The organism is Corynebacterium flavescens (assembly GCF_008693105.1).
In the GTDB taxonomy this organism is placed as follows: Bacteria; Actinomycetota; Actinomycetes; order Mycobacteriales; family Mycobacteriaceae; genus Corynebacterium; species Corynebacterium flavescens.
On sequence record NZ_VXKK01000042.1, the window covers coordinates 77,907 to 102,803 of the forward strand.

General features: G+C 62.3%; 25 protein-coding genes, 1 tRNA gene and 1 pseudogene. 12 read left to right on the forward strand and 15 right to left on the reverse strand.

The window, feature by feature from the left end:
- Window position 1: 1 nt before the first annotated feature.
- The 3 genes from F4V60_RS10555 to F4V60_RS10565 all read right to left on the reverse strand — a co-directional run bounded on the left by F4V60_RS10555 (window position 2) and on the right by F4V60_RS10565 (window position 2,632).
- Window positions 2-1,018, reverse strand: a complete 1,017-nt coding sequence (locus tag F4V60_RS10555) for an alpha-ketoacid dehydrogenase subunit beta (protein ID WP_075730543.1) — start codon at window positions 1,016-1,018, stop codon at window positions 2-4.
- A gap of 17 nt (window positions 1,019-1,035) precedes the next feature.
- Window positions 1,036-2,019: a thiamine pyrophosphate-dependent dehydrogenase E1 component subunit alpha gene (locus F4V60_RS10560; RefSeq protein ID WP_075730544.1), complete on the reverse strand. Its 984-nt coding sequence runs from the start codon at window positions 2,017-2,019 to the stop codon at window positions 1,036-1,038.
- Between the two features lie 250 nt (window positions 2,020-2,269).
- Window positions 2,270-2,632 carry a DUF488 domain-containing protein gene (locus F4V60_RS10565; RefSeq protein WP_075730545.1) on the reverse strand — a complete coding sequence of 121 codons (363 nt, stop codon included), beginning with the start codon at window positions 2,630-2,632 and terminating at the stop codon, window positions 2,270-2,272.
- Window positions 2,633-3,008: 376 nt separating this feature from the next.
- On the opposite strand from F4V60_RS10565, the gene F4V60_RS10570 reads away from it, so the two are divergent.
- Complete coding sequence (locus tag F4V60_RS10570; protein ID WP_075731314.1) at window positions 3,009-4,016, forward strand: HNH endonuclease signature motif containing protein; 1,008 nt, start codon at window positions 3,009-3,011, stop codon at window positions 4,014-4,016.
- A 203-nt stretch (window positions 4,017-4,219) separates the two neighbouring features.
- Here F4V60_RS10570 and F4V60_RS10575 read toward each other — a convergent pair.
- Window positions 4,220-4,292, reverse strand: a tRNA-Thr gene (locus tag F4V60_RS10575).
- Between the two features lie 150 nt (window positions 4,293-4,442).
- Here F4V60_RS10575 and thrE point away from each other — a divergent pair.
- From thrE to otsB, 5 genes are all read left to right on the forward strand, one after another.
- Window positions 4,443-6,050, forward strand: coding sequence for a threonine/serine exporter ThrE (gene thrE / locus F4V60_RS10580; RefSeq protein WP_084559203.1), 1,608 nt, complete (start codon window positions 4,443-4,445; stop codon window positions 6,048-6,050).
- 71 nt (window positions 6,051-6,121) lie between these two features.
- Window positions 6,122-6,484, forward strand: coding sequence for a hypothetical protein (locus F4V60_RS10585; protein ID WP_075730546.1), 363 nt, complete (start codon window positions 6,122-6,124; stop codon window positions 6,482-6,484).
- Window positions 6,485-6,487: 3 nt separating this feature from the next.
- Window positions 6,488-7,918 (forward strand): alpha,alpha-trehalose-phosphate synthase (UDP-forming), encoded by a 1,431-nt coding sequence (locus tag F4V60_RS10590; RefSeq protein ID WP_075730547.1) that lies wholly within the window; start codon window positions 6,488-6,490, stop codon window positions 7,916-7,918.
- Entirely contained in the window at window positions 7,915-8,415 is a 501-nt protein-coding gene (locus F4V60_RS10595) for an META domain-containing protein (RefSeq protein WP_232315925.1), read from the forward strand. Before F4V60_RS10590 ends, F4V60_RS10595 begins: the two co-directional genes overlap by 4 nt.
- 47 nt (window positions 8,416-8,462) lie before the next feature.
- Window positions 8,463-9,251, forward strand: a complete 789-nt coding sequence (gene otsB, locus F4V60_RS10600) for a trehalose-phosphatase (RefSeq protein WP_075730548.1) — start codon at window positions 8,463-8,465, stop codon at window positions 9,249-9,251.
- Here otsB and F4V60_RS10605 read toward each other — a convergent pair.
- Window positions 9,229-10,362: a LacI family DNA-binding transcriptional regulator gene (locus F4V60_RS10605; protein ID WP_075730549.1), complete on the reverse strand. Its 1,134-nt coding sequence runs from the start codon at window positions 10,360-10,362 to the stop codon at window positions 9,229-9,231. The two genes, otsB and F4V60_RS10605, sit on opposite strands and share 23 nt — an antisense overlap.
- A gap of 107 nt (window positions 10,363-10,469) precedes the next feature.
- On the opposite strand from F4V60_RS10605, the gene F4V60_RS10610 reads away from it, so the two are divergent.
- From F4V60_RS10610 to F4V60_RS10625, 4 genes are read left to right on the forward strand one after another with little or no spacing between them, the layout of a single operon-like run.
- On the forward strand, window positions 10,470-11,459 hold the full coding sequence (locus F4V60_RS10610) for a metal ABC transporter solute-binding protein, Zn/Mn family (RefSeq protein ID WP_075730550.1): 990 nt from the start codon (window positions 10,470-10,472) through the stop codon (window positions 11,457-11,459).
- The gene (locus F4V60_RS10615) at window positions 11,459-12,160 is read left to right on the forward strand and encodes a metal ABC transporter ATP-binding protein (protein ID WP_075730551.1); all 702 of its coding nucleotides are present in this window, start codon (window positions 11,459-11,461) and stop codon (window positions 12,158-12,160) included. Before F4V60_RS10610 ends, F4V60_RS10615 begins: the two co-directional genes overlap by 1 nt.
- Entirely contained in the window at window positions 12,138-13,091 is a 954-nt protein-coding gene (locus F4V60_RS10620; protein ID WP_174775514.1) for a metal ABC transporter permease, read from the forward strand. The genes F4V60_RS10615 and F4V60_RS10620 overlap by 23 nt, the downstream gene beginning before the upstream one ends.
- 24 nt (window positions 13,092-13,115) lie before the next feature.
- Window positions 13,116-13,955 carry a CE1 family esterase gene (locus tag F4V60_RS10625; RefSeq protein WP_075730553.1) on the forward strand — a complete coding sequence of 280 codons (840 nt, stop codon included), beginning with the start codon at window positions 13,116-13,118 and terminating at the stop codon, window positions 13,953-13,955.
- Here the strand turns inward: F4V60_RS10625 and rlmB are convergent.
- Genes rlmB through F4V60_RS10650 form a run of 5 tightly spaced genes read right to left on the reverse strand, consistent with a single transcriptional unit; the run spans window position 13,952 to window position 18,236 of the window.
- Window positions 13,952-14,908 carry a 23S rRNA (guanosine(2251)-2'-O)-methyltransferase RlmB gene (gene rlmB, locus F4V60_RS10630; protein ID WP_075730554.1) on the reverse strand — a complete coding sequence of 319 codons (957 nt, stop codon included), beginning with the start codon at window positions 14,906-14,908 and terminating at the stop codon, window positions 13,952-13,954. The two genes, F4V60_RS10625 and rlmB, sit on opposite strands and share 4 nt — an antisense overlap.
- A gap of 16 nt (window positions 14,909-14,924) precedes the next feature.
- Window positions 14,925-16,343 (reverse strand): cysteine--tRNA ligase, encoded by a 1,419-nt coding sequence (gene cysS, locus F4V60_RS10635; RefSeq protein WP_232315927.1) that lies wholly within the window; start codon window positions 16,341-16,343, stop codon window positions 14,925-14,927.
- 49 nt (window positions 16,344-16,392) lie between these two features.
- Entirely contained in the window at window positions 16,393-16,905 is a 513-nt protein-coding gene (ispF, locus tag F4V60_RS10640) for a 2-C-methyl-D-erythritol 2,4-cyclodiphosphate synthase (protein WP_075730556.1), read from the reverse strand.
- A complete protein-coding gene (gene ispD, locus F4V60_RS10645) occupies window positions 16,898-17,602 on the reverse strand; it encodes a 2-C-methyl-D-erythritol 4-phosphate cytidylyltransferase (RefSeq protein ID WP_075731318.1) in 705 nt (234 codons plus the stop codon). Before ispD ends, ispF begins: the two co-directional genes overlap by 8 nt.
- A 43-nt stretch (window positions 17,603-17,645) precedes the next feature.
- A complete protein-coding gene (locus F4V60_RS10650) occupies window positions 17,646-18,236 on the reverse strand; it encodes a CarD family transcriptional regulator (protein WP_075730557.1) in 591 nt (196 codons plus the stop codon).
- 319 nt (window positions 18,237-18,555) lie between these two features.
- Here F4V60_RS10650 and F4V60_RS10655 point away from each other — a divergent pair, with 319 nt between their 5' ends.
- Window positions 18,556-19,143: a hypothetical protein gene (locus F4V60_RS10655; protein WP_075730558.1), complete on the forward strand. Its 588-nt coding sequence runs from the start codon at window positions 18,556-18,558 to the stop codon at window positions 19,141-19,143.
- Window positions 19,144-19,271: 128 nt separating this feature from the next.
- On the opposite strand, the gene F4V60_RS10660 is transcribed toward F4V60_RS10655, so the two are convergent.
- The 3 genes and pseudogenes from F4V60_RS10660 to F4V60_RS10670 all read right to left on the reverse strand — a co-directional run bounded on the left by F4V60_RS10660 (window position 19,272) and on the right by F4V60_RS10670 (window position 21,780).
- Entirely contained in the window at window positions 19,272-20,300 is a 1,029-nt protein-coding gene (locus F4V60_RS10660; protein WP_084559205.1) for an ABC transporter substrate-binding protein, read from the reverse strand.
- A 54-nt stretch (window positions 20,301-20,354) separates the two neighbouring features.
- Window positions 20,355-20,992, reverse strand: a pseudogene (locus tag F4V60_RS10665) (amino acid ABC transporter ATP-binding protein).
- Window positions 20,992-21,780, reverse strand: a complete 789-nt coding sequence (locus F4V60_RS10670) for an ABC transporter permease subunit (RefSeq protein ID WP_198154408.1) — start codon at window positions 21,778-21,780, stop codon at window positions 20,992-20,994. The pseudogene F4V60_RS10665 and the gene F4V60_RS10670 overlap by 1 nt, the downstream one beginning before the upstream one ends.
- 305 nt (window positions 21,781-22,085) lie before the next feature.
- Between F4V60_RS10670 and radA the strand changes: the two genes are divergently transcribed.
- The gene (gene radA / locus F4V60_RS10675) at window positions 22,086-23,462 is read left to right on the forward strand and encodes a DNA repair protein RadA (protein WP_075730559.1); all 1,377 of its coding nucleotides are present in this window, start codon (window positions 22,086-22,088) and stop codon (window positions 23,460-23,462) included.
- Here the strand turns inward: radA and F4V60_RS10680 are convergent.
- Both F4V60_RS10680 and F4V60_RS10685 read right to left on the reverse strand, forming a co-directional pair.
- A complete protein-coding gene (locus F4V60_RS10680) occupies window positions 23,459-24,184 on the reverse strand; it encodes a hypothetical protein (protein ID WP_075730560.1) in 726 nt (241 codons plus the stop codon). The genes radA and F4V60_RS10680 overlap by 4 nt on opposite strands.
- Window positions 24,185-24,242: 58 nt before the next feature.
- Window positions 24,243-24,869, reverse strand: coding sequence for a carbonic anhydrase (locus tag F4V60_RS10685; protein ID WP_075731324.1), 627 nt, complete (start codon window positions 24,867-24,869; stop codon window positions 24,243-24,245).
- Between the last annotated feature and the right edge of the window lie 28 nt (window positions 24,870-24,897).

Genomic DNA, 24,897 nt, shown 5'->3' on the forward strand with positions numbered 1-24,897 from the left:
TTTATGCCTCCAAGAGTTTGCGCACGGAGGCCTCGATGCGTTCTGCCGAAGGCACCCAAAGCTTTTCCAGCGCGGGGGAGAAAGGTACGGGGGTAAGCGGAGGCGTGATCAGCTCAACCGGAGCCTTGAGGCTGTTGAAGGCCTTGATGGAGACCAGCGCGGCCACGTCCTGGCCGAAACCACAGCGTGCCGAAGACTCATCGACCACGACGACGCGGCCGGTGGATTGCGCCGACTCCACGATGGAATCCTCATCCAGCGGGGAGGTGGTGCGCGGGTCGACGACCTCGACCGAGATGCCCTCGGCGGCCAGCTTGTCAGCCACCTCGTTGGCGGTATTGACCAGCTTGGAGAGCGCCACGATGGTGACGTCGGTGCCCTCGCGGGTGTAGTTGGCCACTCCCAGCGGAATGGTATACGGCTCGTCGGGGACCTCACCCTTGACGTCATACAGCGCCTTGTGCTCACAGAACATAACCGGATCATCGTCACGGATGGACTGCAGGAGCAGGCCCTTGGCATCATAAGGATTCGAGGGCACGACCACCTTCACGCCCGCGGTGGAGGTGAAGATGTTATAAGGCGAATTCGAGTGCTGGCCGGCCGCGCCGACGCCGGCACCGATGATGCCACGCACGGTCAGCGGGGTGCGGGCACCGCCGCCGAACATGTAGCGGAACTTCGCCGCCTGGTTATAAACCTCGTCGTAGCACACGCCGAAGAAGTCCATGAACATCAATTCGGCGACCGGGCGCAGGCCAGTAACAGCCGCGCCGGCAGCCAGGCCGAGGATGGCGGACTCGCTGATGGGGGTATCGACAACGCGGTCGTCACCGAACTCTCCCCACAGGCCCTTGGTGACGTTAAAGACGCCACCGAAAGCCTCGACATCAGGATCGGGGTTGGTGCCGCCCTTGCCGCCACGCAGATCCTCACCGACGAGGAATACGTTCTCATCCTCGCGGAGTGCATCGGCCATGGCCTCACGGATGGCTTCCCGGTAACTTTTCTTGCTCATTGCTCAAGCCCTTTCTTTTAGTAGCTCGCGTAGACGTCGGTGGTTAGTTCTTCAGGCTTGGGCCAGGGTGAGTTCTTGGCAAACTCGACGGCGTCTTCCACCTGTTGTTTCACTTCCGCCTCGATGGCGTCGAGCTCCTTGGCAGAGACCTTGCGCCCCACTTTCTGGCGGAAAATAAGCAGCGGATCGTTTTCTTCGCGCACTGCCTTGAGCTGCTCCGGGGTGCGGTAGAGTCCCGGGTCACCCTCGAAGTGGCCGAACCAGCGGTAGGCCTTGGCCTCGATGGCTGTGGGGCCCTCGCCGCGACGGCCGCGCTCGACGGCCTCTTGGGCGGCCTCGTAGACCGCGAAGAAGTCAGTGCCATCAACCTTGATGGCGGGCATGCCGAATGCTGCGGCACGGCCAGCGATGTCGCCGCTGCCGACTGCAAAGTCCGCACCGGTGGCCTCACCGAAGCCGTTGTTTTCAAAGACGAAGAGCGCCGGAAGCTTGAGCACCACGGCCATGTTCATCGCCTCGAAGATGGTTCCCTGGTTGGAACCGCCGTCACCGCTGAAGGCCACGCCGATGTTTCCCTGACCCTTGTACTTACCGGTGAAGGCCGCGCCGACTGCCAGCGGGCCAGCACCGCCGACGATGCCGTTGGCGCCTAGCATTCCCACGGAGAGGTCTGCAATGTGCATCGAGCCGCCCTTGCCGTGGTTGAGGCCGGTGGCGCGTCCGAAGATCTCCGCCATCATGCCCTTGAGATCGCAGCCCTTGGCAATGGAGTGGCCGTGGCCGCGGTGGGTGGAGCCGATGTAGTCGGTATCGCGCAGATTCTCGCAGACACCAACCGCCACGGCTTCCTGTCCTGCATAGAGGTGGATGAAGCCGGGAATGTCACCAGCTTGGTTCTCAATGTGTACCCGATCCTCGAACTCGCGGATCTCCACCATCTTGCGGTACGCGTGCAATAGCTGCTCTTTGGTGAGCGCTTGCGCTGCTGTCTTGCCAGCCATGTTTTTCCCTCCTAGGTACCTAAATCATGGGGGTCGACATAACTCAACACACATGATTGCGGCTTTGTGTTTGGTTTTGGTCCACCCCTGATTCTAGCTTCGCAATCGTTTGCAGCAACGGCGAAGAACACAAAAAAGCACGTACAGTGTCATAATTCACTGCACGTGCCCACACCCCCACAATGCGCAACCGCGGGAGCAGTACAAATCCGTTTGCGCTCCCCCGAGCACTCCGCGCCGGCTTACCCCCTTATTGGGAGACCTGCTCTTCGAGCCACTCCTTGAGCACCACCGCGTGGTTTATCTGGCGGTCCTTGGCCGCGAATAACAGCGTGAGATCCTCATGCGCCTGCTTGATAAGCTCCTTGAGCTCCGCACTGTCATTGGCATCAAGCTCCGCCTTATAGCGGCGGCTAAACTCCGGGAAACGCTCCTCCTCATGCCCGAACCACTTGCGCAGCTCCGGGCTGGGGGCCACGTCCTTGTACCATCCATCGAAGGTCAGTTTCTGCTTGGCGACGCCCCGCGGCCACAAGCGGTCCACCAGCACCGCTTCGCCCGCCACAGTATCTTCACCCTGGATGAGATCGTGCACCTTCACCGTCTTAATCATGGGTCCCAGGGTACTCAGAAATGACAAGAAGGAAGCCCCCCTCAATCAAGGGACAGCCTTATGAAAGGCGGACCGTAATTAAGTTATTCACCGAATCCGCGGGGTGATTTCCACTGTCGCTTTCCCCCCACAACCTTCTCAGTTCAGCGTTGGTCGCTCACAGGAAGCTCGCTCTCCTTGCGCTGGGAATGGCTCTTTCCCCGTCTCCAAAACCATTCAGGATAGGTCGGATGGCTTTGCTACCGCACTGCCAAGTTCTGGTTAGGCGGCCTGGCTGTGGATAACCGCCCCGGGCTTGGTGGGTTGTCCACAGTTTCCTTGTTTGGTGCGGGTTGGGGATTGTCGCACCGCTTGGCGGTGGCTTAGCGTGACGCTCATGGGCTTGCAGGAGTATTTCGCACAACTTAGCCGAGGTGTTGACCTCGTAGCCGAGTGCTCAGGGCTATCTGCCCCAGACCTTGAGAAGATGGGGGCTAGCACACAGGATGCCGCCGAGCTTATAAGCCTGCACACCATCTACTTCGGCTCCACTCCCTATACGGGCAAGCAGCGCTTAGCCCTTGATGCTGCTCGGCGCAATGGGCATTGTTTAAGCACCCTGCGCTTGATTGAGTCTTTTACCCGCCGCGTCAAAGAACAACGAGCCGCATGGAACCTACGCGTAGAGCTATGCGCCACGCCCAGCGAGCAGGTTGATGCGGTAGCCAGGCGCCGGCTGCGTGAGATGCGTGTTCCCCGCAAGTATTGCGAGCGCGCACTGTTGCGCCAGCACCCTAATGGGCTGGCTACCTTGACAGTGACCGGCAATGGTTTGGATATGGCAGATGCTTTCCGGACCATCGACCAGCAGCATCCGGGTGAGAGTTTTATCGCCCGCATGCTCGGCAAGGCAGACGGGGCCCCGGCTGCGCGTACTCGGGTGACGACTATGGCAGTCCTCCAGTTGGAGGACTACGGGAAGCTTGTACGCCGCGAGGGTGGTGACGTGATGATACGCACCACTAGTGGGGTTGTTATCACCGGTGCACAGCTTGTGGAACGCGCCTGCGCCAACGAAGGGCTTATCACGATCATCAGCCGCACACACGGGCCGGTAGACTTGTACCGCTTTGAGCGCTTCGCATCATCAAAACAGCGCACAATGCTCGCAGCAGAGCACCCCACGTGTGCGTGGCCGGGCTGTACCATCCCGGCAGAAAGAGGGCAGTTTCACCATCTCACGCCGTGGAAGCACGGCGGGGAGACTAACGTTGCCAACCTAGTGACCTTATGCAACTACCACAACGGCATCAACGACGATGATCCGAATGCGCCACCACGCCGCGGGCGCCTTACCCGCCAAGGCGGAAAGATAATCTGGCAGCCCCCGCATACTAGCCGTTAGGTCAACAAGCCAGGCGGCGACTTCCCGCACCCCAAAAACACACCCAGCCGGCCAAGCCGGCTCTTTCCGTCCTTAATACACACCTGCGGAATGACCGCCACAGAGAGCGCAAGCAGCCCGCCAGTTGGGGCCTTCGTCTACGCCTATCACTGCGCGCTACTACCGTAAGCGTGCGGATGACGCTGGTTAGGGGATATTTCTTGAGCTGGAGACGAGACTTGAACTCGCAACCTACGCATTACAAGTGCGTTGCGCTACCAATTGCGCCACTCCAGCAGTGCAGCACCAGGCTGCAAGTAGGAATGCTACCTGAGGCCTGGTCTGTTTAAAAAAGTAGGCCCCACCGGTGCACTTTTTCCGGCTGGGGGATAGAGTTCAGGCATATCGCCATTGACCAGTTTCCACGTACGTTAAAAGGGTTCTTGCGTGTCACTTTTTTCCTCGATGCGGGATCGCTTCCGGGCTTCCTCCGGCAACTTCGCCACCATCGACGCCGCCAAAGCCGCCCCGCCGCCCTCCCCGCTGGCACCCGTCGACCTCACCGATGCCGCACAGGTCACCGGCGTCATGGAGATCGCGGCCCGAATCGGTGAGATCCTCATCTGCGCCGGCACAGCCAACTCGGATGCGCGGGCGCAGATTCACCTTGTGGCCTCTTCTTATGGTCTGCATTATTGCCACGTCGATATCGTGATGAATACGATTACCATCCACACCGCTATCGGCACGGGTGAGTCGCGCCGCAACCTCCACGTCTTCCGCGTCGCCCCTTCTCTTACAGTGGACTTCTCGCGCCTATCCGCAGTGGACCGGCTCATCCGTTCCATTCACCAGGGCACCACTCCCCCAGCCCAGGCGGAAAAGCGCCTCGATGAAATCAACGCTATGGGCCCGCCCTATCCGCGGTGGCAGGTGCTTCTAGGCTGGGGCGTAATGGGCGGGACCTTCGCTGTCATGCTCGGCGGCGATGCCCTCGTGGGAGTTATCTCTTTCCTCGTCTCCGTACTCATCATGGGCATCAACATGTGGCTGGCCAACTACCGGCTGCCGCCCTTCTATCAAAACGTGACCGGCGGGTTCATCGCCGTTGTGCCAGCGGCGATCTTGTACAACGTGGCCGCAGGCTATGGCATCAACTTCTCGCCTTCCCAGATCATCAGCTCCGGGATCATCGTGCTCGTGGCAGGTCTGACGTTGGTGCAATGCCTCGTCGACGGTATTACCCGCGCCCCGGTTACCTCCGCTGCGCGCTTCTTCGAGGCCATCATGTCCACCGGCGCGATCATCGGTGGAGTCGGCGTGGGTATCCAGTTCTCTAGTTGGTTGGGCTTTAGCCTGCCACCGCTTGCCACCATCGCACCGCCGGTCTACCACCATGTGCCCCTGCTCATCGCCTGCGGCAGCATCGGTTCAGCCGCATTCGCGCTGGCCTGCGGCGCTTCCAGAATCGAGGTGCTCGTCTCCGGGGCGACCGCAGCAGCCGGCATGGTTTTCTACTACTTCGTGGTCATCCCCTTCGGCGTGACCTCTGTTATTGCCTGCGGCATTGCCGCGGTGGCCGTGGGCCTAGCTGGCGGCTTGCTCTCCCGGCGCTACATGATGCCGCCGCTCATCACCATGATCGTGGGTTATACACCCATGCTTCCCGGGCTCAGCCTGTACCGCGGCATGTATGCCACTCTCAATGAGCAGATGATCACCGGCTTTAGTAACCTCGCCAAGGCTCTGGCCATTACCGGCGCACTCGCCGCCGGGGTGGTTCTAGGCGAGCGCGTGGCGCGCAGGCTGCGCCGGCCCAAGTACTTCCGGCCTTATAGCGCCTTCAAGAGGCTCGGCCGCTACTCCTTCCGCCGTGCCGCGCGCCTGACGCAGCGGGCACCGCGGATTCCGCGCGTCCCGCTCTCGCCCTTTGCCCCGCGCGTGAACCGCCCAGTCTTGCCTCCCAAGCTGGGGCCGAAGAAGCCTTCGAAGTCTGCTGAATCCTCGGCGGCCACGGCCACGCCACCGCCTTCCGCGCCCAAAGAGCCAAAGTAGTAGCCCTTAGCGTAGAATGGCCTGTCTGAAAGCTATCTTCAACTTCATTTCTATTTGTGCAGGAGGACTTCGTGCCACCAAAGGTCACCGACACTCAGCCTAATGCTGACCAAACGCATGCTGTCGAGGAAGAGACCGCACTCGCTGCCCGTCGCATTGTTGCAACCTACGCCCGCGATTTCCTTGATGGCGTGACGCTGATGTCGATGCTGGGGGTTTCCCCAGAGGGCTTGGTACACAAAAAGGTCTTGGCAGAGCAGGCCGATGCCGCACCCGCTAAAAAGGCCACCAAGTCCGCTGCCAAGAAGGCAACGAAGAAGGCCACCAAGAAAACGGCTAAGAAGGCCAGCAAGTCTACGGCCAAGAAGGCCACGAAGAAGACCGCCAAGAAGGCGACTAAATCCACGGCTAAAAAGACCACGAAGAAGGCATAAACCATGAGCGGCCGCGACAACGACTTTGTAGTAGTGGCCAACCGTCTGCCGGTTGACCTCAACACCGCGCCAGACGGAACCCGCACGTGGAGTGCCTCCCCCGGCGGACTTGTCGCGGCACTTTCCCCGGTTTTGCGCACTCAGCAAGGCTGTTGGGTGGGCTGGCCGGGCGTACCCGATGCCGCGCCGGATCCCTTTTATACCGATGATGGCATCCTATTGCACCCAGTCCGTCTCAATCAGGCGGATTATGAGGGCTTCTACGAGGGCTTTTCCAATGCCACCCTGTGGCCGCTCTACCACGATCTCATCGTCCCGCCCGTTTACAATCTGGACTGGTGGTACGCCTATCGCGAGGTCAACCTCCGCTTTGCAGATGAGGTAGCAGAAGTCGCAGCCGAGGGCGCCACCGTCTGGGTGCAGGACTATCAGCTGCAGCTTCTTCCTGGCATCTTGCGCCAGAAACGCCCCGATCTCACCATCGGTTTCTTCTTGCATATTCCTTTCCCCTCGGCCGATCTTTATAGCCAGCTGCCGTGGCGTGACGAGCTGGTCCGCGGGCTGCTCGGGGCAGATGTCATTGGTTTCCATCTCGAGTCCAATGCCCGCAACTTCCTCGACTTAGCCCGGCGCCTCGAGCTTCCCGTGAGCGGAGAGGTCTCGACCCGCAAGATCACCGCGCATATCGAGACCCCAGACGGGCGCTCGGTGGGAGTAGGGGCCTTCCCCATCTCCATCGAAGTCGATGAGTTCACTGATTTTGATGATGCGGCCCTAGCTGGCGTCGACAAGCTGCGCGCCGATCTGGGCACTCCCAAGCACGTCATCCTCGGCGTGGACCGCCTGGACTATACCAAGGGCATCCTGCAGCGCCTGCTAGCTTTCGAGGAGCTGCTGGAGACTGGGGCGCTTGACCCAGCCGAGGTCACGTTGGTGCAGATTGCCACGCCCTCGCGCGAGCGCATCGAGCATTATAAGAAGACGCGATCGCAAGTAGAAGAGGCCGTGGGGCGCATCAATGGGAGCTTCTCGCAGCTGGGCAAGCCAGTGGTGCATTACCAGCATCGTTCTATAGATAAGAAAGTCCTGCGGTTGCTCTACCGCTTGGCTGACATCATGCTCGTCACTCCTTTCAAAGATGGCATGAACCTCGTGGCCAAGGAGTACGCGGCCTGCCACGATGATGCCAAGGGCGCGCTTGTCCTCTCCGAGTTCGCAGGTGCGGCCGATGAGCTGCCGGAAGCCAATCTGTGCAATCCTTTCGACATCGAATCAGTCAAGAGGTCATTGCTCACCGCCATCAAGGGCTTGGAGGATCAGCCGGAGGTCATGGCCGAGCGCATGCGGATCATGCACGAGCAGGTGATGACGCATGACGTCAAGCTGTGGTCGCGGGCTTTCCTCGACTCGCTGAAGGAGGCTAAGCGCAAGTGAGGAAGCTTCTTCTCAGCGTGGCGGCGGGTGCAATGCTCGGCTGCGCTGCGTGCGGCTCCAACGCGCCGGAGGCCCCGCAAGCCCCCGGGGATGACCGCATTGTGGGCAAGGACTGGCAGGTCGTGTCCATCTACACTGCCCCGGATGCCGCCTCCACCGTGCCGGAGTCACTCGTGGATGTCCCGCAGATAAGCTTCGGGGAGTCTTCCCTGGTGGGCAGCAGTGGTTGCGCGCAGTTCCGCGGGCACGTGTCCTATCACGGCGGCGAGGAGCGCACCAATATCCGCGAGGCCGACACGCTGCGCCTCGATGAGATTGTCTACGACACCCCTAAGGAGGACTGCGAGGGTGCGGCCGGCTGGACCGATGGACACATGCGCAACCTCATGGCCACCGGCCACGAATTTTCCATCCGCATGAATCCGAATAATCAGCTCGTGCTCACCCTGCGCACCGACGCCATCGATTCCCCTGCTCTGCGCATGGTCTCGCTGTAGCGCTGCCGCACCGCGTAAGCTCAGGGCATATGGATAGAGACTTGGATATGGGCCTAGTTGAAGGCCTAGATAAAGCCGCTGTAGAACACATCGCGGCGCTGGCGGATACCCCGCACTTGGCGGTGGTCACGGACTTCGACGGCACCCTCGCTCCCTTTGCCGCCTCCATCTACGAGGCTGAGGCCGATCCCCGCGCCCTCGAGGCGCTCACTGCGCTTTCCACTACGGCAGATACCACCGCGGCCGTGCTCTCCGGCCGCCACCTCGAAGGCCTACGCAGGGTCTGCCCCGTGCAGGAGCCGGTAGTATTCGGCGGCTCGCACGGCGCGGAATCCTCCTGGCAGTCCACCGCCCTTAGCCCGCAGATGCAGGCGCACCTCGATGCCAAGGAGGCGGAGATCCGGAAGCTGATGGAGCGCTTCCCCGGCGCGGAGATTGAGATTAAGCCCTTCCAGCGCGTCTTGCACTTGCGCAAACTAGAACTGAAGGACCCGGACGCGGCCAAGGCGGCCTACCAGGCCGGCCTGCAGTTGGACCCAGCTGGATTTCCGCGCACCGCAGGCAAGTCCGTCATCGAGTTTTCCGCCACCACGGCGAGCAAGGGTTCCTGGATTGAACTCCTGCGCGAGCGCGTGGATGCTACCGCGGTGGTCTTCTTGGGCGATGATGTCACGGACGAGTCCGGGTTCCGCGTCCTCGTGCAGCCGCCAGATCTCGGGGTGAAGATCGGCGAGGGCGAGACTGCCGCCCGCCTGCGTTTGGCCGATACCGCCGCAGCTACACAGTTCCTCGTGGCCTTGGCTCATGCCCGCGCTACTGCGCGCGCGGAGCGCTAACACTCGCGCCAGGTGAAAAGCGCGTGGGCAAAAGCCGGCGTGTGCTCGAGAGCACGGCGCCGTGGTTGGTGCTGTGCTGGGGAGTGTCGTCCAAGGCGTCGTCGATAAGCTGGGCAAGCAGGTGCCCTGCCGCCGCGCCCTTGGCCTTGTTGGGTTGAATAACGGTGCTCAGACCGATATTGAGAGCGGGGGCGATGCCGTCGAAGCCGGTGACGGAGAGATCCTCCGGGACGCGCAGGCCGCGCTCGGCGGCCTCGGCGATAACGCCCAAGGCCATAGAATCCGTGGTGCACAAGACGGCGGTGATGTCCGGGTGGGCATCAATAAGCAGGCTCGCAGCCGCACGCGCGTTGGCCGGCTCGTTGATGTGCCTGGCCATGACGGGGACAGATTCCGGGTCAATCCCGGCGCGTGAGAAAACCTCCAGGGCACCAAGTACGCGGGCGCGCTGGACGTGCATGTCTGCATGCGCCAGCTGAGAATAGGGAACGAAGCCATCGGTGCGTGCGTGCTGGAGGCGAATGGTGAGAATGGCGATGCGGCGATGCCCCGCGTCGACGAGGGCCTGGGCGGCGGGGGCTATCGCCGCATAATCATCGATGCCGACGAAGGGCAGCCCGGCGTCGGTAGGCTGATCGCAGATGACGACCGGGAGGCCGCGCCGGGTGACCGCCTCCAGGTAGGCGTCCCCGGCCGCCACGGAATAGACCACGAATCCATCCACGGCGGCGCCGCCGATAAGGCGCATGGGCTCGTTGCTATCGCCGGCGGTATCGGGGCCGGCGGGGATGAGCGTGAGGGTGGTGCGCGCGCCGGCGGAGGCCTCCGCCATTCCGGCGAGGAAGTCCACGGAGGCCATGTCCTCGAAGGCATAGGAGAGGTGCTCGGTGAGCAGGACGCCCACGGAACCCGCGCGCCGCGTGCGCAGGTTGCGCGCGGTGGGATCCGGGCCGGAGTAGCCGTGTGCCGACGCCGCGGCCAGGATGCGGCGGCGGGTGGCGGGGGCGAGCTGGTCCGGGTGGTTATAGGCGTTGGAGACGGTGGTGCGTGATACCCCGAGTTCCGCAGCCAGGGAGGCGAGGGTTTTGCGGTTCTGGCTGCGTTTTACCATGCAGGCCAGCCTACCTGGTGTGCAGGCAGTGGTGCTCACATCTTGCGCGCACGTTTTCAATAGGTTTCCACTTGACAATTGTTTTCAATAATCGCACACTATCAAACATGAATATCACACGACCTCGTTATCTACGCCCCGCCGCCGCGCTCCTGACCGGCGGCGCGCTCTTGTTCGCCACCGCTTGCTCGGCAGGGTCCTCCTCGACCCCTTCCGACTCCGCTGCTTCCGCGGACAAGGACAAGACCATCAACATCGTTGCCTCCACCTCCATCTGGGCAGATGTAGCCAAGGCCGTGGCCGATACCGCGAATGGCGTTACCGTCAACGTCGATCCCATTGTCAAGGGCAATAGCGTCGACCCGCACCACTTTGAGCCCACCGCCGCAGACATCGCGCGCGCCAACGACGCCGACGTATTGATCGTCAACGGTGGCGGCTACGATTCCTGGATCTACCAGGCCGTCTCCGACCAGGATCACATCATCTCCGCGCTGCCTTTGACCGATCACGGCAAGCTCGATGATGAGCCTGACGTGGTTACGCCGCAGGAGGCGAAGGACATCACCAAGCAAGACCCCTCCAAGATCACCAACATCGAGGGCAACGAGCACATTTGGTATGACTCCGCCGCCATCGAAAAGGTAGCCACCGAGGTCGAGGATCTTATCAATGACAAGGACCCCGAAGCCGGCGCCACCCGCCAGCCGCTGGTGGATAAGATGGAAGCCCTGCGTGGGCGCGTGGAAGAACTGCCTAAGCTCAACTACGCGCAGACCGAGCCCATTGCGGACTACATCATGAAGTACACCCCCGCCACCGATGTCACCCCGGAGGGATTCCGCAAGGCCACCATCTCCGAGGGCGAGCCAACCGCGGCGGATCTCGCGCGCTTCCTCGAGGTCATCAACGAGGGCAAGGTAGACCTGCTCATTTACAACCCGCAGACCGAGACCGACATCTCCCAGCGCATCCACGATGCCGCGGAGGAGAAGAACATCCCGATCGTAGAGATCGCCGAAACCCCCTCGGAGGAGACCTCCTTCCTGGACTACTACTCTGGGGTCATTGATTCGCTACAGAAAGTTAAGGCCTAGTGCTTTTAAGTTTTAAGGATGCGGCGGTTGAACCGCTGTGGTCGCACTTGGATCTCGCCGTCAACAGCGGCGAGTTCATCGCCGTTTTGGGCCCCAATGGCGTGGGAAAATCCACGCTGCTCGGCACCATCCTGGGCACCCGCAAGCTCACCGCGGGCTCCGTGGACGTCAACTGCCGGGTGGGTTATATCCCGCAGCAGCGCATGTTCCCGGCCGAGTTGCCCCTGCGCGCGCGGGATCTGGTCTCCCTCTCGCTGGCGCATGGCACGCTGCGCAACCGGCGCCCTTCTCGCGGGAAGGTGGATGAGCTTCTGGCGGAGGTCGGCGCCACGGGTATCGCCGATCGCCGTGTTGGTCAGCTCTCCGGCGGGCAGCAGCAGCTCATCCGCCAGGCCCAGGCGCTGGCCAATTCCCCCCAGCTGCTGTTGGCGGACGAGCCTTTGCTCTCCCTCGACCCGGCGCGGCAGGAAGACACCGTGCAGAAGCTGGATAAGTGGCGTCGGGAGCGCGGCACCTCCATCATCTTTGTCACCCACAGCATCAACCCGGTGCTCGACTTCATCAGCAACGTGTTGTACATAGCGCCCTTTGGGCACCTCTACGGCACCGTGGATGAGGTCATGCGCTCGGAGGTCCTCTCCGGGCTCTACGGCTCCAAGGTCAACGTCATCAAGGTCGATGGGAGGCTCATCGTTGTCTAGCTTCATTCAGGACACCCAGTATTTGCTCGGGGTTGACTTCGTTCAATCATCGCTTATCGCCTGCGCCCTCCTCGGCGTGCTTTCCGGGGTGATGACCTCCCTCATCGTGCTGCGGCAGATGTCCTTTTCCGTCCACGCCACCTCCGAGCTCGCGCTCATGGGTGCGGCCGCCGCGCTGCTCTTCGGCGCCAACATCGGCTTCGGCGCCATCGCCGGTGCCATCGTAGCCGCCATCATCTTGGCCGTGCTCGGCTTCAAGGGCCAGCAAGACAGCGCCATCGGCGTGGTCATGAGCTTCGGGCTGGGGCTTTCGGTGCTCTTCCTCCACCTCTACCCCGGCAATGCCACCACGGCCATGACGCTGCTGACCGGACAGATTGTCGGCGTCTCCGCCGCCTCGGTATGGCTTTTGGGGCTCACCACGCTCATCATCGTCGCCGTGGTCTTCTTATTCTGGCGCCCCATGCTCTTTGCCTCCGCCGATCCCATCATGGCCCAGGCAGCAGGTGTTCCCACCCGCGCCATCGCGGTGGGCTTTGCCATCCTCGTCGGCCTCGCCGCGGCCCAATCGGTGCAGATTGTCGGTTCGCTGCTGGTCATGGCGCTGCTCATCACCCCGGGCGCCGCGGCGGTGCAGATTACCTCCTCGCCGCTGCGCGCGGTGCTGTGGGCCACCTTCTTCGCCGAAATCTCCGCCGTGGGAGGCTTCCTGCTCTCGCTCGCGCCTGGCCTGCCGGTCTCCGTCTTCGTCACCACGATTTCCTTCATCATCTACCTGGTGTGCCGGCTCGTGGGTTGGCTGCGGGGGTGTCGTGCCGTGCGCGATGATATCGCCGCAGCACGCGGGACCAAGGCCCAGCTCGAGCTCGCCGCCGCGGGCGAGGAGCACCACACCAGCACCCATAACGAGCGCTGCGCGCACCCCGATTAGAACGCAGGACTAAACTTGACCCCCATGGATTACACGCTGCATCGCCGCCGCATAGAGTTTCAGGGGCATACCCGCACCTTCCTCGTGGTCGAGCCCTCCCACTTGGGCCCGCACCCCGATCTCTTGCTCTTCTTCCACGGATCCCTGCAATCGGGCAACGTCATGCGGCGTTTCACCAACGGCACCTTCGATGAGTTGGCGCAACGCACCGGCACAGTGCTGGTCTACCCCGATGGCGTGGACCGCCACTTCAACGATTGCCGGGCGCAGTTGCCCGTTGCCGCGCGCGAGCTCGGCATCGATGATGTGGCCTTTACCCGCGAGCTTATCCGCCTCATGCGCGCGGAGTTCTCCACCTCCCGCACGTTGGCGTGCGGTTATTCCAACGGTGGGCAGATGGTCCTGCGCCTGCTTTTCGACGCCCCCGGGCTCATCAACCGCGCCTGCATCTTCGCCTCCACCTTGGGCGAAGGGGCTAACCACGCCCCCAGCAACCCGGAGTCGGCCTATATCCCCACCCCGGTGCTGTTCATGCACGGCACCTCCGATCCCCTCGCTCCCTATGAGGGCGGCGTGGCAGGCATCGATGCGGCGCGTACCCGCGGACCGGTGACCTCGGCAGAGTGGACGGCACGCCACTTCGCCGCCTTGAACGGCGCGGACTCCCGCCCGCAGATAACCGCCCCTTATCCCGGCGTGAAACTACGCCGCTGGGAGGCAGATAACCCGGTGGAGCTGCTCACCATGGAAGGGGTGGGCCACGTCATCCCCTCCGGCAACGAGATAGATCCGCGCCTTGGCGCCACTACCGACGCTTTTCGCGCGGCTAACGTGGTCGAGCGCTTCTTCGGTTTGAGGCGTTAGTCCTCGCGCTGCGCTAGGCGGCGCTGACGAGAGAACTCATAGAGCACCGCACCGGCTGCCACGGAGGCGTTAAGGGACTCCACCCACGGCGTCATGGGGATGGACATGATGGCATCGCAGTTCTCGCGCACGAGGCGAGAGATTCCCTTGCCCTCGGAGCCGATGACGATGACCACGGGATCCTTGCCGCCATCATAGCTATCGAGAGTGTGCTCGCCACCGGCATCCAAGCCGACAACCTGGTAGCCATTCTTCTGGAACTCCTGCACCGTACGCGTCAGGTTGGTCGCGCGTGCTACCGGCAGGCGTGCGGCAGTACCCGCGGAGGTACGCCAAGCCACGGCGGTGACAGAAGCCGAGCGGCGCTCCGGGATGATGACGCCATTGCCGCCGAAAGCAGCCACGGAGCGGATGACCGCGCCGAGGTTGCGCGGGTCGGTGATGTTGTCCAAGATGACGAAAAGGCCCGGCCGCGTGGAATCCTTGGCCTCGGCGATGAGATCGTGGACCTCTGCATACTTATAGGGCGGAATCTGCAGGCCGATGCCCTGGTGCATGCCGTTTCCGGTCATATTATCCATCTCGTGGCGCTGTACCTCGAGGATGGGCAAGTTGCGGGAGTTGGCAATGGCCACCGCCTCGGAGAGACGAGCATCATTGCGGGTTCCGGCCACGATGTAGAGGGAGGTGGCAGGCACCTTGGCGTGCAGGCACTCGATGACCGGGTTGCGGCCCACCACCATCTCGGCGGTTTCCTTCTGGTGGCGCCCCGAATTACGGCGCTCCCGCGCGATCTTGGCCTTGTGCTTGGAGTGATAGACGCGGTCCTCGGCCTTGGGCGTGGGGCCCTTGCCCTCTAGGGCCTTGCGCTGCTGGCCTCCGGTGCCCTTGAGGGCGCCCTTCTTGTTGGTCTTGCGTGCTCCCGCGCCGCCGCGGCCATGGATTCTTGGCATGGTGAAAGTCCTTTCCTTAGGCCAGCGACCAAGTGGGGCCGTCTGGAGTGTCTGTGATGGTGATGCCCGCAGCCGTCAGGCGGTCACGGACTGCGTCAGCGCTGGCATAGTCCCGGCGCGCGCGAGCCTCGGCACGGCGCTCCAGTTCAGCGTGAACGAGGGCGTCCAAGGCCGCATCTGCATTACTAGCTAGTGCACCATCATTCCATTGTGGCGCCAAAGGATCAAAGCCCAGGATTCCCGCCATGGCGCGGACCGACTTCGCCACCGCGCGGGCGCTATCAGCCTCACCCGCCGCGAGGAGCTTGTTGCCCTCGCGCACACGGTTGTGGATCTCCGCCAAGGCGCGCGGCACCGCGATGTCATCGTTGAGGGCGGCGGCGAACTCCGGCGTCCATTCCCCTGCCTCTAGATCATCGAAGCGCTGCAGGAAATCCTCGATGCGGCGATAACCAGCCGCAGCCTCCGTCAGGGCAGCCTCTGAGTACTCCAGCACCGAGCGATAGTGCGCGGAACCCAGGTAGTAGCGCAGCTCCACCGGGCGCACGAGGTCTAGCATGTGCGGGATGGAGAGCACATTTCCTAAGGACTTGGACATCTTCTCGCCCGCCATGGTCACCCAGTGATTGTGCATCCAGTAATTGGCAAACTTATCGCCCGCCGCGTGCGACTGTGCAATCTCGTTCTCGTGGTGCGGGAACTGCAGGTCCAGGCCGCCGCCGTGAATATCGAAATTCGATCCGAGGTAATAGGTGGACATAGCCGAGCACTCCAGGTGCCAGCCGGGGCGGCCCCGACCCCACGGGGTAGGCCAAGAAGGCTCGCCCGGCTTGGCCGCCTTCCACAGCGCGAAGTCCTGCGGACCCCTCTTGCCCTCGATGTCGCTCTCGCCCTGCTCCATCTCCTCGACGCGGTTGCCGGAAAGCGAGCCATAGTCAGAGCCTTCCGCGGTGACCCACGCTTGCACGTCGAAGTAGACCGAGCCCCTAGCCGGATAGGCAAAGCCGCGGTCCATGAGCCGCTGCATGTACTCGACCATCTGGGTGACAAAGGCGGTTGCCCGCGGCTCCACAGAGGGCGGGAGCACGCCCAAGGTTTCATAGGCCTTGGCGAACTCGCGCTCATAGGTTGATACCCACTCCCACCAGGGGCGTCCATTCTCGGCGGCCTTGGTGAGGATCTTGTCATCAATATCCGTCACGTTGCGCACAAAGGCCACGTCATAGCCTTGGGCAAGGAACCAGCGGCGCACGATGTCGAAGGCCACTCCGGAACGCAGGTGCCCAATATGGGGCTGGGCCTGCGGGGTGGCACCGCACAAGTAGATAGACACATGCCCGGGGATGACGGGCACGAACTCGCGCTGGGTGCGCGTAGCGGTATCGAAGAGGCGGAGTTTGCTGGCAGGCTTTGTTTCAGTCACGGATGCAGTCACGCCTGCCATCCTAGTAGACGCCGCCTTATCCCCTCACGCATTCGGGGTGCTAGAGCTCCGGCGACTGTTTCCAGACCACCGCGGTGGCCACCGCAGCGCGGCCCTCCTTGCGCCCGGTAAAACCTAGGTGATCCGTGGTGGTTGCGGAGATTGACACGGGTGCGCCGACGACTTCGGATAGCACTGCTTCAGCCTCCGCGCGGCGCGGTCCCATCTTGGGAGTTTGGCCCACCAGCTGGGCGGCCGCGTTACCAATAGTAAAGCCGTGGGATTCCAAGAGCTCCCGGCACTCTTTGAGCAACCGTGCGCCAGAGACGTTGTCATACTCCTTGCGTCCGACGCCGACGAAGGAACCAAGATCACCCAAGTGCGCCGCGGAGAGAAGCGCATCAACCAAGGCGTGGGCCACGACGTCTCCGTCCGAGTGCCCCTCACAGCCATCGTCCGCGCTAAAAAGCAGGCCCGCTATCCAGCAGGGCTTGCCGCTTTCTATCTGATGGGCGTCGGTGGCGATGCCCACGCGGGGAATGATCGGTGCCGGGTTGGCGCTGGAGCTAGTCACTGGGTACCTCAAATACGGTCGGTTCGGCCTCGTCGACCACCGTGCGGGCCAAGGTCATATCGATGGGGGTGGTGATCTTAAATGCCATGGGATCGCCGTGGACGGTGACCACGGGGACCCCAAACCATTCCATCAGGCTGGCGTCATCGGTGGCGAGGAAATCCTGCTGCCCAGAAAAATAGGCCTCATTGGCACGACGCAGCTGTGCAAGATCAAAACCCTGCGGGGTCTGCACCGCACGCAGGCGGGAGCGATCCGGCGTTTCCTGCACAACGTGGTCCTCGACGGTCTTGATGGTGTCGGCCACAGGCACGACCGGTATTACCGACGGGTTGCCCTCCAAGACCTTCGTGGCCACCCTGGCAATGAGCCCGGGAGGGGTTAGAGCGCGTGCCGCGTCGTGGATGAGCACCACCGCATCCTCATCTTCCACGGCCTGCAGGCCCGCCCACACGGAATCCGCGCGCTTCCCGCCCCCGTGGACAAATCTCACGGGACAATCGACGCCGGAAAGAACCTGCCTGGCGTGGGATTCCATGGACGGGCTGACGACGATGAGGATGGAATCGACGATCTGCGAGTTCACCATCGCCTGGACGGAGCGCTCCAACAGCGTCTTGCCGCGCAGCTCCACGTAGGCCTTAGGGATATCGGCGCCCAGCCGAGTGCCCTGGCCGGCCGCGGCGATAAGCGCGATGACCGGCCGGCGGGCACCTACCCCAGCGCCGCCGCCCTGGCCCTTATTCTTTGTCGTCGAAGGACAGGTCCGCGAGGTCAATGTCGTTCTCACTATCGAGGCTGGTGGTTACGGACTTATCCTCCACCAATCCGGCGGCACGGTGGCGCTCGATGGTGGCCTGGATTTCCTCCTCCATGGTGTCCGCCTTCTTCTCATCGACGGGCTTGGCCAAGGCCAGCTCTCCGACCAGAATCTGGCGTGCCTTGGCCAGCATGCGCTTCTCGCCCGCAGACAGCCCGCGATCTTGATCGCGGCGCCAGAGATCGCGCACTACCTCGGCGACCTTATTGATGTCTCCCGAGGCCAGGCGCTCCTGGTTGGCCTTGTAGCGACGCGACCAGTTGCCAGCCTCTTCCACGTCTTCCTCACGCAAGACGGCGAAGACCTTCTCTAGGCCCTCTTTGCCAACGACGTCACGCACGCCAACCAACTCGGCGTTCTTGGAAGGGACGCGGACTACGAGGTCGGATTGATTGATCTGGAGAACCAGGTACTCGAGGGTCTCTCCGCCCATTTCTCGCTGCTCGATATCCTTGATCATCGCCGCGCCGTGATGCGGGTAAACAACGACCTCTCCGACCTTAAACTCCATTGCCACTCCTTTTAGCTGCGGATCCATCCCCCGTCACGCTTGGTATAAATCAAGGGACGCGGGTCCGCGATAGTCCTTGCGCTTCTCGACGGCAGCGCCGCCCAGACGACGCCACGCATACAGACCGCCAATTCTAGCACGCGCCGAAGTCCAGCCCTTTTCCTATACCCACTAAGGGAAAGCAACACGGACTGGATACCCCCGTATTACCCCGTGGCCTAACCGCGAGCTTTTAGCGAAACTGTGTACTTCGCACCCAAAGGGACTAGGCTAAATCGTTGATAAGCTCTGTGATCGCAATCGATGGAGGACACTGAAAGTGCAGTCCCTGAAGTCCGCCGCCCGCCGCGGTGCCATTATTTCCGTTACCGCCCTGTCCGCGTTGGCGCTGGCTTCCTGCTCTGCAGGTCACGTCACCCAAACGTCCGATAAGGTCGCCGCCGTTGACGGCACCTCCGCGGCCACCGAGGACGGTAAGGTCGCCGTCCGCGATGTCACCATCCTCGTCGAGCCTGACACCGGTGCGGCCGCGCTGAAGTTCAACGCCATCCACCAGGGTTATAAGACTGACGTCATCTCCCTCGACTCCGTCTCCGTGGACGGTCAGGATGTCGCGCTGGGCAGCCTCAAGCCGCTCACCCGCGATCAGTCCATCGTGGCCGATTCCGCAGCCAACCTCGCGGCCTTTGATCAGCACAACACCGACACCGTCCAGTACGTTGCCACCACGTTGAAGAATGATGACTACGGCTACGCCGGCTACCGCCCGGTAGTCTTCCGTTTCTCCAATGGCACCCTTGAGGTCAACGCCGCTATTGCCGCATCCCCCCTCAAGGCCGGCGAGTACAACCGTGACGTGGAGTCCACCCACGGTTACACCACCGAGGAAGCACACTCGGGCCACTAGAGCTCACTCAGGCGCGCGAGGTGCGGCGCTCCTTGCATCAAATACGACCGTGGTCCTCCCCACTTCCGGTTCTTTCCGGACTTGGGGAGGAGCACGGTCGTATTCTTGCTTCTGAAGTTCCCGGGGTTTTAGTTCAGCACCAACTTGCGCGGCAGGCCCGGCGGGTTAATCTCCACGGATTCGACTGACTCGTCCTCAAGGCCCCAGCGGTCGAGAACCTCCTGGTAAGCGCCGTCCTTAATTGCATTGCCAAGGGCGATAGCAACTGGTTCAATGAGACCATTATCCTTCTTGGTAGTCGCACCGATGTTGGCAGTCAGTGGCCAGCCACCAGGAATCAAACCGACAAGCTTGGTATCGCCGGTATTGCGGGCCGCGAAGGCTCCCGTGGCATTCGGACCAAAGGTGGCATCAACGCGGCCAGCCTGCAGAGCGAGCTGGGCTGCGGCTTGATCATCGTAATACACGAGCTGCGCCGGCTTCTCCCCCTCAGCTTCTAGTTCTTCATTCCAGAGCAATATCACCTCCTCCTGATTGGTTCCGGATCCCACAACTATCTTCAATCCGCTGATGTCCTCCGCGGATTCGATCTTTTCAATTTCATTGTCTTTCTGGACGTAGAAACCGAGCAGGTCTACGCGATAGGTTGCGATGTCGAAGATATCTAGGCGCTCCTCCGTCACTGTCACGTTGGCCGTAACTAGGTCATACTTGCCAGAAGACACTCCAAGGGGCCAATCTGCCCAGCTCACGGGCACAGGGTTGAACTCTAGCCCAAGGCCGTCAGCCACAAGCTGTCCGAAATCAACCTCGGAGCCGATGAGCGTGGTGTTATCGTCCTCAGCGTAGATATTAAGCGGCGCGGTGCCGACCGCGATGGCTACCGTGAGCTTTCCCGGCTCGACCGGCTTAAAGCCGCTCTTCTCCAACGCTTGAACCGCCTCATCGACCTTGACTTGTCGCGGTCTATCTTTGGCGTTTTGTGAGCTAAGGTCGAAACCGCCCTCTGCGGTCGAGTCTGCCACCGGACTCACGGCGGAGCTATCAGTAGTTGAGGAATCATCGCCTCGAAACGCGACAGCGATAGCGACAGCCAATGCCACCAAGAGGACGACGCCGCCTGCTACCACGCCGGTTTGTTTCTTACTTAAAGCCATGTTGATTCTTCCTTTTCTGTGGGGAGTTTTGGTCGAGATTTTTCACAAGCGCTTCTAGAGGATGCTTTCAATGAACGCCCGTGTGCGCTCGTGGCGCGTGTGGTCTAATACCTGCTCAGGGGTACCGGACTCCACCAGGGCGCCGTCGGAGAGGAATACCACGCGGTCGGAGACCTCGCGCGCAAAGGAGATCTCGTGGGTGACAATGATGAGGGTCTTACCCGTTTGAGCAAGTTGCCTGATGACGGAGAGCACCTCCCCGACCAGCTCGGGTCGAGCGCGCTGGTGGGCTCGTCGAAGAGGATGACATCAGGGTCAAGCGCCAGCGCGCGGGCAATGGCCACGCGTTGCTGTTGTCCGCCGGAGAGTTGCCTAGGGTAGGCCTCCCCCTTGTCAGCGAGCCCCACGCTGGCGAGCAGGTCGCCCTTGCGGCGGTAGCCAATGTATTCGCCGTCGACCGTAATATCCCCCGAGTCGATCGACTCCAGGTGGTTGATGGTGCGCAGCAGCGTCGACTTGCCCGAGCCGGAGGGCCCAATGAGGGACACCACCTCGACAGGGTTTACGGTCAAAGAGATGTCCTTTAAGACCTCGTGCTCCCCATAGAACTTGTGGACGTGGCTTATCTCTACCAGGCCCTCCTTCTTTGCTTCTTTCTTGGACACGGATTGTGGAGTAAATGCTGTGGTCATTAGTTCTTTACCTTTGCGGTGGTGGGGGCTTCGCCAAGCGCGGCCCAGCTAGTGGCAACCCAGTGACGCAGGCGCTGGAAGGGCGTGGGTGGAAGCTGGCGCTGCGTGCCCTTGGCATAATGCCTTTCCACGTAGTACTGGATGATGGACAGCGCGGTCGTGATGAGGGCATACCAGGCCACGGAGACCATGAGCAGCGGAATCGGCTCCAAGGTGCGGTTGTAGATGACCTGCACGGTATAGAACAGCTCCGGCAGGGCCACGATGAATACCACCGAGGTGCCCTTGACCTGGCCGATGATCTCGTTGAAGGCATTGGGCACGATGGACCGGGCCGCCTGGGGCACGATGATGCGCAGGAAGCGCCTGGACCGGGGAATGCCCAGCGCCGCGGCGAAGAAGGCCAAGATGAGCGAGGTGGTCTGCACCTCGTAGATCCAAAAGTTCGTGGTGAACGGGGTCCCTAGGCCCAAGGTGGGATAGAGGTAGCCCAGGTTGTACCACACGAGGATCTGCACCAGCAGCGGCACGGAGCGGAAGAACCACACGTAGCCAAAAGCGGCGGAGTTGAGGATGGCGGAGGAGGACAGCCGCATGAGCGCGAGCAGCGCCCCCAGCAGGAATCCGCCAATGATGGACACCACCGTGGGCACCAGCGTCAACCGCAGGCCGCGCAGGATGGCGTCGTTGAAGAAGTACTGTGCGAAGACGTCCCACTGATAGTTTTTGACGGTGACTAAGGACCACAGGAACTGCGCGAGCAGGAATATGACGACGGCCGAGGCCACGTAGAGGCCCCAGTTCCGGCGCGGGATGACCCTCCCCTCAGCCGTCGCTGTAGGCGCAGGCTCGGGTTGCGCGCGCTTGGCGAAGCCGCCGCTACCCCGAAGGACCGAGTATCTAGTGTGCTTGTCATGTGTTGTCTCTCTTCTTATAAGTGTGCTTTCCAGCACCGTACGGGGCTTGAAGCGAGGCTTTACGTAGACATCTTGGTCTAGTCTAGATAGACCGTTCATTTCATTCTGGGTGAATCTAAGGCTTGCCGTTTAGCGCCACCACACGCCGTGTCCGGGCCATGGCTTAGTCTTAGGGAATGGCTAAGAAAGTTCGCCCGGTTCATACGTGCTCAGAGTGCGGCTACGTCTCTCCTAAGTGGCTGGGACGCTGCCCCGAGTGCGGGGAATGGGGCACCCTGCAAGAATCCACTCCCGCAGCTTCCGGTGGCGCCGCCGCCGCAGCCGTGACGGGGCAGCTCACCCCAGGGCTGACCCCCACCAGCCCGGCCGTGCCCATAACAAAAGTCGGCGCGCAGGCCACGCGCACCCTTCCCACCGGCATCGGCGAGCTCGACCGCGTGCTCGGCAAAGGCCTCGTGCCAGGCTCCGTTGTCCTCATGGCCGGCGAGCCCGGCGTGGGCAAGTCCACCCTTTTACTCGAGGTGGCCTCGCGCGGGGCCGCCCAAGACCATACCGCGCTCTATGTCACCGCGGAGGAATCCGCGGGCCAGGTCCGCGCCCGCGCCGAGCGCACCGGCGCCCTCCACGACAGCCTCTACCTCGCCGCGGAATCCAACCTCGACACCGTATTCGGCCACGTCAGCGCCCTCAAGCCCGGACTTATCATCGTGGACTCCGTGCAGACTATGCATGCCGCCGGCGTCGAGGGAGTAGCAGGCGGGGTGGCCCAGTCGCGCGCCGTGACCGCCGCGCTGACCACCCTGGCCAAGTCCACCGGCATCCCCATCCTCTTAGTCGGCCACGTGACCAAGGACGGCAACGTCGCCGGTCCCCGCGTCCTCGAGCACCTCGTGGACGTTGTCTTAAACTTCGAGGGCGATAAGCAGTCGAGCCTGCGCATGCTGCGCGGCATCAAGAATCGCTTCGGCGCCACCGATGAGGTGGGCTGTTTCGAGCAAACCGCCACCGGCATCCGGGAGGTCTCCGATCCCTCAGGCCTCTTCCTCTCCCACCGCGGCAGCACGCCGGATGGTTCCGCCGTCACCGTGGCCATGGATGGAGTGCGCCCCATCCTCGCCGAGGTCCAGGCACTGACCGTCGATCCGGTGGCAAAGAACCCACGCCGCGTGGTCACCGGCCTCGACTCCAACCGCGTGCCCATGGTCCTGGCAGTGTTGCAGGCACGCGCGGGCGAGCGCACCAATGACAAGGACGCCTACGTCGCCACCGTGGGAGGCATGCGCATCCTCGAGACCGCCACCGATCTCGCGGTGGCTCTAGCCACCTGGTCCTCGCTGCACGAGAAACCACTGCCGCCGAAGATGGTGGTCATCGGCGAGGTGGGACTAGCCGGCGAGCTGCGCCCGGTTCCTGGCCTAGATAGGCGCCTGGCCGAGGCCGCACGCCTGGGTTATACCCGCGCCATCGTGCCCAATACAAAGGTCACCGCCACGGGGATCAAGGTGCGCAAGGCTTCCACCTTGCGCGAGGCCATCTCCCTGCTTGCCTCTTAGGCCAGGTTGAAGGGCGTCGGCGCCGAGGGGTTATCTCCCAAGACGGCGTGCACGTAGTAGCCGCCGGTGGGCGCCTCTTGGCGGTCCGTGCATTGTCCCGGCTTGGAGGTACGCCGCGACCACTCCGCCTTGAAGTTGCGGTCTGAATTGGATTTGAATACCTGCTCGCCGGTCTCCACCGCCGGGTAGCAATCCGTATCCGCCCACATCCGCGCGTTGGTGGACAGGCCATAGACCTCGAAGCGCAGCTGATTCTCATCAAGGTTGATAACGCAGTCCGCCGCCGTGGGGTTGTGCACGCGCATATAAAACACCGGCAGCGCACCCGGGGCAAAGGTGTCCTCTGCCGCCATAGCAGTAATCTGCAGGTCCGCAAGCTCGCAGGTCCGCTTCGCATCCGCGGCAAGCGGGGTGCTGGGCTCGGAGGCCTTCTCGCTCTCAGAGCTTTTGGCAGATTCCTCGGCCTCAGAGCTTTCTGAGCTTTCTGTGCTTTGCGAAGTCTCCGAGGTCGCGGCGGCCTCGGACGTCTCCTGCGGCGCGGTGGTCGAGGTCACCGCGACGGAATCGGCGTTGTTGTCCTTCCCCGATCCGCCAAAGAGCGAGGTGACCGCCCAAATGAAGAGCGCCACAACCACGAGGATTACTACCAAAGCCGCGACGCGGCGGCGGGTATAGACCTCTTGGGGCAGCTTCTTCGGTTGCGCGGGATTTGGTTTAGTCACGCCCCCAATTTTAGGGTGTGAGCGGGTCAGATAACATCACCGCGCGCCGCGTGTCTGGCTATTGGACCCCGTGGGTGGCCACGGTCTCTACGCTGGAATCCTCCAGCAGGTAGCGCGCGCCGACCACGCCGAGGGTGCCGGAATCAAGCAGACGGCGTGCCGCGGGCACATCAGAGATGATCTGCGAGACGGTCTGCACGGTGTTCTCGCGCTCGAAATCGGCGGTGGTATCCCGGCCATCGCGCTGGGCAACGAGGGCGCACGTTGCGACCTTCTCAATAATGGGGCGCTGCAGGCCAGTGGGAAGATCGCTCTTGCCGGACAGGAAAGAGGCCGCCGCAGCAACTGCGCCGCAGGATTGATGCCCCATGACTACCAAGAGGTTGGCGTGCAGATTCTCCAGCGCATAGTCCAAAGAAGCCAGAACGGCGTTATCCAAGACATGACCGGCGGTACGGATGACGAAGGCATCACCGAAGCCAATGTTGAACACGTGCTCAATCGGGGCGCGCGAATCCGAGCAGGATAAGACGATGACTCGCGGATCTTGTCCGGCAGTGAGCTGGTAGCGCTCGTCCGCCATCTGGCTCACGGCGATGACGTTTCCCGTCACCAGACGCCTATTGCCCTCCTGCAGGGCTTCCCATACCTTTTGTGGTTCGTGTGGAACTTTACTAAGTGGCATGCCCATTACTATAGACCGACCAACTGCC

What these genes read in the sequence shown, in the direction of transcription:
- F4V60_RS10610 (WP_075730550.1), top strand. Translation starts at nt 10,470, where the DNA reads ATGAATATCACACGACCTCGTTATCTACGCCCCGCCGCCGCGCTCCTG.
- F4V60_RS10590 (WP_075730547.1), top strand. Translation starts at nt 6,488, where the DNA reads ATGAGCGGCCGCGACAACGACTTTGTAGTAGTGGCCAACCGTCTGCCG.
- F4V60_RS10565 (WP_075730545.1), bottom strand. Translation starts at nt 2,632, where the DNA reads ATGATTAAGACGGTGAAGGTGCACGATCTCATCCAGGGTGAAGATACT.
- F4V60_RS10625 (WP_075730553.1), top strand. Translation starts at nt 13,116, where the DNA reads ATGGATTACACGCTGCATCGCCGCCGCATAGAGTTTCAGGGGCATACC.
- otsB (WP_075730548.1), top strand. Translation starts at nt 8,463, where the DNA reads ATGGGCCTAGTTGAAGGCCTAGATAAAGCCGCTGTAGAACACATCGCG.
- F4V60_RS10570 (WP_075731314.1), top strand. Translation starts at nt 3,009, where the DNA reads ATGGGCTTGCAGGAGTATTTCGCACAACTTAGCCGAGGTGTTGACCTC.
- F4V60_RS10605 (WP_075730549.1), bottom strand. Translation starts at nt 10,362, where the DNA reads ATGGTAAAACGCAGCCAGAACCGCAAAACCCTCGCCTCCCTGGCTGCG.
- F4V60_RS10620 (WP_174775514.1), top strand. Translation starts at nt 12,138, where the DNA reads ATGGGAGGCTCATCGTTGTCTAGCTTCATTCAGGACACCCAGTATTTG.
- rlmB (WP_075730554.1), bottom strand. Translation starts at nt 14,908, where the DNA reads ATGCCAAGAATCCATGGCCGCGGCGGCGCGGGAGCACGCAAGACCAAC.
- F4V60_RS10685 (WP_075731324.1), bottom strand. Translation starts at nt 24,869, where the DNA reads ATGCCACTTAGTAAAGTTCCACACGAACCACAAAAGGTATGGGAAGCC.
- F4V60_RS10650 (WP_075730557.1), bottom strand. Translation starts at nt 18,236, where the DNA reads ATGGAGTTTAAGGTCGGAGAGGTCGTTGTTTACCCGCATCACGGCGCG.
- radA (WP_075730559.1), top strand. Translation starts at nt 22,086, where the DNA reads ATGGCTAAGAAAGTTCGCCCGGTTCATACGTGCTCAGAGTGCGGCTAC.
- F4V60_RS10660 (WP_084559205.1), bottom strand. Translation starts at nt 20,300, where the DNA reads ATGGCTTTAAGTAAGAAACAAACCGGCGTGGTAGCAGGCGGCGTCGTC.
- F4V60_RS10555 (WP_075730543.1), bottom strand. Translation starts at nt 1,018, where the DNA reads ATGAGCAAGAAAAGTTACCGGGAAGCCATCCGTGAGGCCATGGCCGAT.
- F4V60_RS10560 (WP_075730544.1), bottom strand. Translation starts at nt 2,019, where the DNA reads ATGGCTGGCAAGACAGCAGCGCAAGCGCTCACCAAAGAGCAGCTATTG.